Genomic DNA, 7721 nt, shown 5'->3' on the forward strand with positions numbered 1-7721 from the left:
GTCGGTCTTCGTTCAGCGGCCGGTGCCGCGTTGCTTCTTCGCGGTCTTGGCCAGCGCCTTTTCCTGCGCCAGGAACCGCGACTGCTCTTGGTGCACGAGGACGCCAGTAACCAAGCTCGGGTCCAGTTCTGCCACGCCCAGAAGTTCCGCGCGCTGCAGGCGCTCGGGGCGGCCCGGGGCATCCAGCTGCATCCGGAAAATGCGCTCTTGAAGCGCTTGCGGCGCCGCCAAGCGCTGCGCGCGAAGGCCGTGGTCGAAGACGGACGGCACTTTGAAGCTCTCCTGCTCGAAGCCGAGGAGCCAGTTCCCGCTCACGCTCGTGCCGCCTTCGCGCGTGATTGAAGCGCCGCCCATCCGCCCGCGGACTTCCTTGGCTTCGGCCATCACGAGCTCGCAGAGCTCACTCACGTATGCGTGCAGGGTCTGAGCCATGGTGGCGCCCTCGCGCCGGATGAGGCCTTTGAGGACAGCAGCAGGGTCTTCCTTCAGGCGACCATTCGCGCCGTGGTCGTGCAGGACGGTGACCAGCACTTCCGCCTTGGGGCTGGAGATGCGCAGCTTCAGCTCCTGGTCCGTAGCCCCAAGAACGAACAGCTCCGGCTTCACGCGAGCCTTGAGGTCTGCGAACTGCGCGCGCTTGACGGCATCCACCCCGTCGTTGCACACCCAGTCGTTGGCCTGCTCCAGCGCCTGCGCCAGCGTCGTGCCCTGCTCCCGCGGGAAGCTGTGGCGGTACTGCTCGCCGTGCTGCTGGACGAATTCGAGCTTGCGCAGTTGGCCGTCATTCATCACCGCTGCTTCCAACCGGTAGCTGTGGTCGCCCGGGTTGAGGTAGGTGAGCTTGCTCAGGCCAAGCGGCGAAGTGACGAATGCGGCGAGCTCCCAACCAGTAGGCTCGGCCTGGTGCACGGCCACATGCAGGCCTTCGGCTTTCTCCAGGTACTGCAGTGCGAGGGTTCGGGCGATGGGGTCCCGCACCAGGGTCGCGAAATCGCCGGTGGCCATCGAGAGCACCTGCTGGGCCTGTTCGGGCTCGATGCAGCCACGCGCGAAACGCTTGGCCCACGCGCCCCGCGGATGAATGGCTTCCAGCATGTCGCAGACGCCGGCGTCACGGCCGTCGGCTGTGCCGGCGAGCTCGTTGATGCGGTTGTACGTGCTGCGCAGGTCCGCCAGTGCGAGCAGGAACTGGTTGCGCGGGTGGAACGAAGACCGGCGAGGGTCATGAAACAAGCCCTGGCAGAACTTCGCCGCTTGGCCCGACGCATCAACCTGTTCGTAAGTGGTTCTGAATCCGAACGGGCTCTGGTTGGAGCCGCCCAGGATGTCGACATTCAGCTGCGCACCCCCGTCCTTGCCGCCAGGCCAGTACTTCGCCTCGCAGCGGAAGCCCTGCGCCACCAAGGTCGGGAAAACATCTTTTTCAAGGGCCTCTTTCAGCCACTCCATTTCTTCCATGGCTTCTCGCTCAGGTCGTATTCGGGAAGGAAAGCCAGCTCGCCCTGAGGCGGCGCCGGCGCGCTCCGGTTAGACCCTGTGAGGTGCTGCCCGTTAGCTATACGCAGGAAGCACCGTTTCGCACGGCCAGTGTCTATATGAGGAACAAGAACTCTCGCGAGACAACTGAAATGAGCCTTTCTGACCTCAAACGCGACACCCGCAACGGCGCCCTCGGCGGCGTGTGCGCGGGCCTGGCCCGCTACATGGACGCCCCGGTGTGGGTGCTTCGGTTCGCGGCCATCTTCGGTCTGTTCTTCATGGGCGGCACGTTCTGGCTGTACGTCATCGCGTGGGTTCTGATGCCCAAGATGACGGACGCCGATTACGGTGACGTGAAGACCGAGCCGAGCGCCTGACCTGCCGAAGCCGGTATAGCGGACAGCGCCCCTTGCTGGCTGTCCAAAGGGAATCCCTGCTTCGGAACGGCCATGAGCTACGAAATCGTCAAATCGCTGAAGGTGGTGACCCTGGAAGACGGCACTGCCTGCGCCATCGTGCGCGCCTGCAGCAACAACGTCTCGCCCAAGAGCTACGAGCCCCAGGCCTACTGCTGGGCGGAAAACGAGGCCGCCCTGCGAGCCAGCCTGACCTTGCATCAAGCTGATGGCTCCAGCCAGTTCCCTCGCAACCTGGGACTGGTAGCCGCCGCGCCGTATGCGGAGCTGGACGCGGTTGAAAAGGCCTTGGTTGACGCCATGGTGGCGCTCGACACCAAGCTGGGCACCTCTGACCAGTACCGAATCAAGGCCGTCGACGTCCAGACCAACATCGACCGCATCAAGAAAGAGCTCGTCGAGGACCCGGACTGCTGGTACCGCTCGCCGGAAAGGCAAGCCGCCCTGAAGCAGGCCGAAGTACTGCTGGCGGGCACTCCTGCCGCGCAACTGCGCGCCGAGGCCCGTGCTGAGACGCGCAAGCAGCGCGTCGTCGTGGACACCAACATCTTCGCCCTGCCCGAGGACGACTGGCTGAAGGGCCGTGGCTACGACTACGTGGTCGGCAGCCGCGACAGCGGCAGCTCCCGCGGCAACCACGTCGTGACCCTCATCAAGGAAGACGACAGCGGTGTCAGGGACATTCGGGTGAACATCAAGGCAGGCTCCAGCCCCCTGAAGTACTTGAACGAGTGCGTGCAGCTCACGCCCGAGCAGGTGGCTGACTGGCCTGAGTCCGTGCTGCGTCGTGCAATGGACCTGCGTGCCTTCGAGCTGCGCGAAGGCGCCGAAGCGGCCTATCACGCCAAGCTCCTGAGCGCCGTGCCCGCGGTCACTTCCGCGATGGTGCGCGCAGGCACTGCCGGCACGCCCGGCAAGTTCGTGGTGGTCGACACCAGCAGGCCTGCCGAGGACTGGCGCGCCTCGGAGCGCACGGTCTGGCGCAACGGCGAGCGCGAGGGGGACTTGAAGAAGTATGCGGTGATTCCGGCGGACGGCCAGAGTGGCGCCGTCTCGTTCACGAACCTGTACGGCGGGCTCTATTTCACCCCGGAGCGCTGGGCCGACATCAAGGCGTTCGTGGAAGACGCCAAGGCACACAACGTGCCGCAGGTCTCCGCGCACATGGCTGTTCTTGCCGCGATGACGGGCGGTGAGACCAAGGGCCTCGAGGACGTGACCGGCCCGAACCCGATTCGCGTTGGAAAGGACCAGGTGCTCGTTTCTCTGAATGCGCAGAACGACAACCTGGTGGACATCGCGGTGGCGGACGCCAAGGGCAAGCAGTGGGCGTGCCTGCAGGCCATCGAGCCGCGCCAGCTCGTCTCCCGCGCCATCGTCGCGATGGACCAGGCCGCCACCCGCCAAGCCATCGAGAAGGACCTGGCTAAGTCCCGGAAAGCGGAGCAAGCCGCGGAGCGTTGAGCCGGCCGGGTTTTTATACGCCCGCCGAAATAAACAGCGGCCTCACCGGTCAAAGGGAGAGCGCAACCCAACAACCATTGGAGACAAAACCATATGAAGAAGACCGCCCTCGCCCTGGCCGCTTTTGCGGCTGTGGCCCTTTCGACCGCCGCATTCGCGGAAGACACCATCACCACGCAGTCGCGTGACTACAAGCTGCCGCGGTGCGACAAGCCGCTGGGTACCCTCGTCGTGGGCAAGCTGGAATGCAAGGCCGACTCCTGCCAAGCCAACAGCGCCGCCAACGCCCACAACCCGGTGGCGCAGCTGCTGCAGATGAAAGCGCTGGCCGAAGGTGGCCTCGGCAACGTCGGCGCCGTCGGCGACGGCCTGGGCAGCATGCTCACCACGGCCCTGAAGGAGACCGGCTGCTTCGACATCCAGGAGCGCGCGGCCCTGGACGACATCAACAAGGAACTGGCCCTGGTGGGCAAGAAGGTCGAAGCGCAGCAGGCCGACTTCCTGGTCTCCGGCGCCGTCACTTCCATCGAAGGCGGCACCGAAACGAAGGCCATCGGCGGCGGCTTCATCCCCATCATCGGCAGCGTCGGCACCACGAAGAAGAAGGTCCGCCTGTCGCTGGACATCCGCGTCATCGACGTCAATCGCGCCAAGGTGCTGGACTCCAAGACCATCGTCGCGGATTCCGAGAGCAGCTCCTTCGGCCTGGGCGTGCTGGGCGGCGGTACCGCTGCCGGCGGCATCTTCGGCGTGGGTGGCAGCATGTCCAACCAGAAGAGCACGTCGCTGGACGCCGTGTCGCGCGAAGCGGTCGCCTCGAGCACCATCTTCATCGCCAACACGCTGTTCAAGGCCAAGGGCGTCACCCCGGCCGCGGAGTAAGCAGTGCTGCGCGGGCTGGTCAACATCATCTGCGGCGTGTTCATGCTGCTGGTACTCGCTGTGCTGCTGCCCAAGGCCATGGCCTTGCTGGCGTCGCTCGGGTTCCCGGTGCACGACGCAATGCGAGCAATCGAGCGCGCCCTCACCTGCGGGTGGGACCTGTTGGTGCGACTTTTCTGGGAAGTGCGTCGCGCACTGACCTTCTAAGCGCACCTCGCGAGGAAACTCCAGGCGGCTTCGGCCGCCTTTTGCATGGATATAGCAAATGCGGGCCTCGGCAGATGGTCATACCTTCATTGCGAATACCCGCACGGAGCGTGACCGAATGAGCCAAAACGACATCCCTGCAGCCGCGACCGAAGCGGCACTGGCCGCGCTGGAGAAGAGCAGCAATTGGAGCTACACGCACTCGCAGATGGGGCGCCTGGGCAAGGGCTATGTGCTGCTCGCCTATGACGAGACGGAAATCTCCTATCAGGCGTTTCGCGACGCCGGCGTGAGCGAGACGCGGCTGAAGGCCGCAGGCATCCCCGAATTCGGCCACGGCCACACGGCCTCGCTGGTCGCTCTCGACGCGAACCTGAACTTCGTGAAGGCCGAAGACCACCTGGTGGACCGCAGCTTCTCCAGCCTGGAGCGCCTGGTCGAGCGCTTCACGTCGAACGTGTGCCCCTTCATGGGACAGGAGCCAGCTCGCGGCCGCCAAGCCAGGGGCGGCATCGAGTACTGAGGTCCGAGCGCTGCAGTAGCAGCAAGACTCGGTAGCTCGGAAACGGCTGCACCCGCGCTTTCATGCGGGTAGCATCGTGTGCTCTGTCATGGCAGCCACTTTGTTCATCGACGTCGACGGGGTTTTTCACAGGCCCGGAACGGTCTCGTTCAATGAAGACGGCACCGTGTCCGGCGAAGGCGCTTTCCAGTGGCTGCCGCACTTGCTGGCGGTCCTCGAGGACTTTCCTGACGTGAGGGTGCTCGTGCACTCGTCCTGGCGTATGAGCTGGGAGACGGACGAGCAACTCAAGGCAGTCCTGCCGCCGGCGCTGGCGAGCCGCGTGGCGGGCGCGACCCCGCGGGAGCTGGCCAGCCGCTTTGCGAGCATCCAGGCCTACTGTGAGTGCGAGCAGGTCGAGCACTTCGTGATACTCGATGACGAGCCGTCTGCGTATCCGGTCGGATTGGAGCAGCTCGTCGTGTGCGACCCGCAGGCAGGCCTGTCCGACACCGCGGTGCAGGAGCGGCTGCGGCGCGCGCTGGCTCGAGCCCTGCCCGCCGTATAGCAAGCAAATCCCGGGTTCGTTTGTCTAACTCCGGACCACCTTCCGGAGAAGAAATGACGCCCGCCATGAGCCCGTACGAAATCCTGCGCAACTCCGAAGGGGAGATTGCGCTTTCCGTTAATGCCGGCCTGCTGCCGAAGCGCCCGCGCTTTGCGCTGGACGGACGCGACTTGCAGGTCACGGGTGAGGGGCTGAACTGCATCTTCGACGACCTGCCGGAAGACGCGCTCGACGCCATCCAGGGTGACCCCTGCGTGCTGCTCTTCGAGATGGCGCCCCAAGGCATCCAACGCATCCACGAGGTCTGTTTGAGCGTCGCCTGAGGCCGCGGCTCGCTATACGACCCATACGAATGAATCTTCCAGAGGTGACACCGTGACCCCACAAGAACGCGCCCAATCCTTCTTCAAGGACCCCGCCAGCATCAACGTCGAACTGCGCGGCGACACCGCTGTCCGGCGCAACGCCGCGATGTGGCTTGCGGCGCTCGCTGTGGCCCTCGGTATGGGCATGGCAGGCAATGCGGACGCCCAGACCCGCGGCCAGGACCAGCTCACCAACATCCTCGTGCAGGGCCTCAAGGGCGTGGCGAACTACAAGCTGGCGGGCGAGCTGCGCGAACGTGGCACGAACTACGTGGTCGGTGGCACCGTCATGGGCGTGGCCGGCGTCGCGATGGACGCCGCGGTCGACTGGGCCCGTTCCGCGCCCGCCCAGCCGGTGCAGCAGCCCGCTTACCAGCCCCGGACCGTCTATGTGCAGCATCCCGCTTATGAGCCGGTGCGCACCTATCCGGTTGCCCAGCCTGCCTACCGCGAAGTCCAGGCTGCGCCGGTTGCCCAAGCCCCCGTCGCAGTGACGCCCGTGTTCCAGGCCAAGCTGGTCGGGCGTTCGCGCGATTCGTCGCAGCTGCATGTGCGCGTCCTGGACGGCTACGGGCGCGACTTCACCGCCTCGACGGCCCACGTGAACGACCTGCCCTTCCAGCAGTCCAGCGGCACGCTGGTGCTGCCGACCATGCAGGCGGCGGAAATCCTGAAGTCGCTGGGCGTCTACGAAGACTTCTCGAAGAGCCTCACCATCGAGCGCGTCAACCGCGCGCAGCAGCTGTCAAAGGCAGCGCCCAGCAAGGGCCGCCGCTCCGACGTGGAGCTCGGATGAACCGGGGCTTGCGAGCAACCCTGCTGACCGTCACCCTGGCGGGCGCGGTGGCCGCCCCTGCCTCGCTCTTCTGCCAGGTGCTGCCAGTGCCCGAGGCTGTTTCGCCCGGCTGGCTGGCCACGCCACCGTTTGTGCCCGCGCCTGTTGCGGGCACGCGCGGGGCTGTCGTTCGGTTCGAGCAGGGCCGCACGTGGCTGCACGTGAGCATCGCGGGCGCGCAGGCAGACGAAGCCGCGCGCATCGCGCGCCAGGAAGGGCTAGCGTATCTGCCCCACGAGCGCGCGCTCCGTGTCCAACTCACGCAGTTCGAAGCGCTGTTGCGCCGCCACGGAATCACGGACGTCATCGAGGTCGGGCCGCTCGCCGCAGTTCCCTCGAAATGATTCCCAAGGTCCGGTGTCAAAGAGGCATCCATCCTGACCTCGGAGAACAAGAATGCGCCGTCCCGCCATTGCTGCCCTCGTGCTGCTCGCCGCCCTGCCCTTTGCCGCGCAGGCGCAAGGCAGTTTCGGCTCGCTGACCCGCCCCGCCGGTTACCCTGGCTCGATGCCCAGCGCTTTCGGCCACCTGCCCGCGCCGATTGGGTACACCATCGCAATGCTTCCGCCTGGCTTCCGCATCACCAAACCGGGCGGCTATGTCGTGGAAGTGCAGGGCCCGGGTCAACGCCACAAGTACTGGGGCTACGGCCCGGTAACCTTCCCCGCGCCCGTGAAGCCGACCGGCTACGTCCTGGCCCCCATCGAAGCGTTCCACGCGATGCAGCGGCCCGGCGGCCTGGTCATCGACATCGACCCGAGCTCTCGCTGAACTGAAGAGCGCCCCAAACGCCCCGCCCCCGTGCGGGGCTACTTCTTTTCGCCCTCGGCGGTGCGGTTCGGCAGCTCGAACGCGAGCGGCTTGCCGGTGTTGAAGGTCAGCGTCTGCTGGCCGGCCTGGTACATCAGCATGCGCACCATGATGCGTTTGGCGTTGCGTGCCTTCTCCACGAAGCTCACGGCGTCGTCCAGGAAGATGGTCGTGGGGTCGTGGTCGTTCGAGC

Annotated in this window: 12 protein-coding genes; 10 read left to right on the plus strand and 2 right to left on the minus strand. The window is 65.8% G+C overall.

Going from position 1 to position 7721, the window contains the following annotated elements; all coding sequences use genetic code 11:
- Positions 1–12: 12 nt before the first annotated feature.
- Positions 13–1458, minus strand: a complete 1446-nt coding sequence (locus JI746_RS22375) for a hypothetical protein (RefSeq protein WP_201692503.1) — start codon at positions 1456–1458, stop codon at positions 13–15.
- Positions 1459–1628: 170 nt separating this feature from the next.
- Between JI746_RS22375 and JI746_RS22380 the strand changes: the two genes are divergently transcribed.
- The 10 genes from JI746_RS22380 (at position 1629) to JI746_RS22425 (ending at position 7489) form a co-directional block, all read left to right on the plus strand.
- The gene (locus tag JI746_RS22380) at positions 1629–1856 is read left to right on the plus strand and encodes a PspC domain-containing protein (RefSeq protein WP_201692504.1); all 228 of its coding nucleotides are present in this window, start codon (positions 1629–1631) and stop codon (positions 1854–1856) included.
- A gap of 72 nt (positions 1857–1928) precedes the next feature.
- On the plus strand, positions 1929–3359 hold the full coding sequence (locus JI746_RS22385) for a hypothetical protein (RefSeq protein WP_201692505.1): 1431 nt from the start codon (positions 1929–1931) through the stop codon (positions 3357–3359).
- Between the two features lie 93 nt (positions 3360–3452).
- On the plus strand, positions 3453–4241 hold the full coding sequence (locus JI746_RS22390; RefSeq protein WP_201692506.1) for a CsgG/HfaB family protein: 789 nt from the start codon (positions 3453–3455) through the stop codon (positions 4239–4241).
- A 3-nt stretch (positions 4242–4244) separates the two neighbouring features.
- Positions 4245–4448, plus strand: coding sequence for a UBA domain-containing protein (locus JI746_RS22395; RefSeq protein ID WP_201692507.1), 204 nt, complete (start codon positions 4245–4247; stop codon positions 4446–4448).
- A gap of 118 nt (positions 4449–4566) precedes the next feature.
- On the plus strand, positions 4567–4971 hold the full coding sequence (locus JI746_RS22400) for a hypothetical protein (RefSeq protein WP_201692508.1): 405 nt from the start codon (positions 4567–4569) through the stop codon (positions 4969–4971).
- Between the two features lie 88 nt (positions 4972–5059).
- On the plus strand, positions 5060–5518 hold the full coding sequence (locus JI746_RS22405; protein WP_201692509.1) for an HAD domain-containing protein: 459 nt from the start codon (positions 5060–5062) through the stop codon (positions 5516–5518).
- Between the two features lie 53 nt (positions 5519–5571).
- Positions 5572–5841: a hypothetical protein gene (locus JI746_RS22410; RefSeq protein ID WP_201692510.1), complete on the plus strand. Its 270-nt coding sequence runs from the start codon at positions 5572–5574 to the stop codon at positions 5839–5841.
- A 52-nt stretch (positions 5842–5893) separates the two neighbouring features.
- Positions 5894–6679: a hypothetical protein gene (locus tag JI746_RS22415; protein WP_201692511.1), complete on the plus strand. Its 786-nt coding sequence runs from the start codon at positions 5894–5896 to the stop codon at positions 6677–6679.
- Complete coding sequence (locus tag JI746_RS22420; protein WP_201692512.1) at positions 6676–7062, plus strand: hypothetical protein; 387 nt, start codon at positions 6676–6678, stop codon at positions 7060–7062. Before JI746_RS22415 ends, JI746_RS22420 begins: the two co-directional genes overlap by 4 nt.
- Before the next feature lie 52 nt (positions 7063–7114).
- Positions 7115–7489, plus strand: coding sequence for a hypothetical protein (locus JI746_RS22425; RefSeq protein ID WP_201692513.1), 375 nt, complete (start codon positions 7115–7117; stop codon positions 7487–7489).
- A 38-nt stretch (positions 7490–7527) separates the two neighbouring features.
- On the opposite strand, the gene JI746_RS22430 is transcribed toward JI746_RS22425, so the two are convergent.
- Positions 7528–7721: hypothetical protein (locus JI746_RS22430; RefSeq protein ID WP_201692514.1), on the minus strand; the 194-nt coding region annotated here is incomplete at its 5' end.

Source organism: Ramlibacter alkalitolerans, from assembly GCF_016722765.1.
In the GTDB taxonomy this organism is placed as follows: domain Bacteria; phylum Pseudomonadota; class Gammaproteobacteria; order Burkholderiales; family Burkholderiaceae_C; genus Ramlibacter; species Ramlibacter alkalitolerans.

Excerpts from the sequence above, each read along its gene's own strand:
- JI746_RS22425 (WP_201692513.1), top strand. The coding sequence starts at position 7,115 with ATGCGCCGTCCCGCCATTGCTGCCCTCGTGCTGCTCGCCGCCCTGCCC.
- JI746_RS22410 (WP_201692510.1), top strand. The coding sequence starts at position 5,572 with ATGACGCCCGCCATGAGCCCGTACGAAATCCTGCGCAACTCCGAAGGG.
- JI746_RS22375 (WP_201692503.1), bottom strand. The coding sequence starts at position 1,458 with ATGGAAGAAATGGAGTGGCTGAAAGAGGCCCTTGAAAAAGATGTTTTC.
- JI746_RS22390 (WP_201692506.1), top strand. The coding sequence starts at position 3,453 with ATGAAGAAGACCGCCCTCGCCCTGGCCGCTTTTGCGGCTGTGGCCCTT.
- JI746_RS22420 (WP_201692512.1), top strand. The coding sequence starts at position 6,676 with ATGAACCGGGGCTTGCGAGCAACCCTGCTGACCGTCACCCTGGCGGGC.
- JI746_RS22400 (WP_201692508.1), top strand. The coding sequence starts at position 4,567 with ATGAGCCAAAACGACATCCCTGCAGCCGCGACCGAAGCGGCACTGGCC.
- JI746_RS22385 (WP_201692505.1), top strand. The coding sequence starts at position 1,929 with ATGAGCTACGAAATCGTCAAATCGCTGAAGGTGGTGACCCTGGAAGAC.
- JI746_RS22405 (WP_201692509.1), top strand. The coding sequence starts at position 5,060 with ATGGCAGCCACTTTGTTCATCGACGTCGACGGGGTTTTTCACAGGCCC.
- JI746_RS22380 (WP_201692504.1), top strand. The coding sequence starts at position 1,629 with ATGAGCCTTTCTGACCTCAAACGCGACACCCGCAACGGCGCCCTCGGC.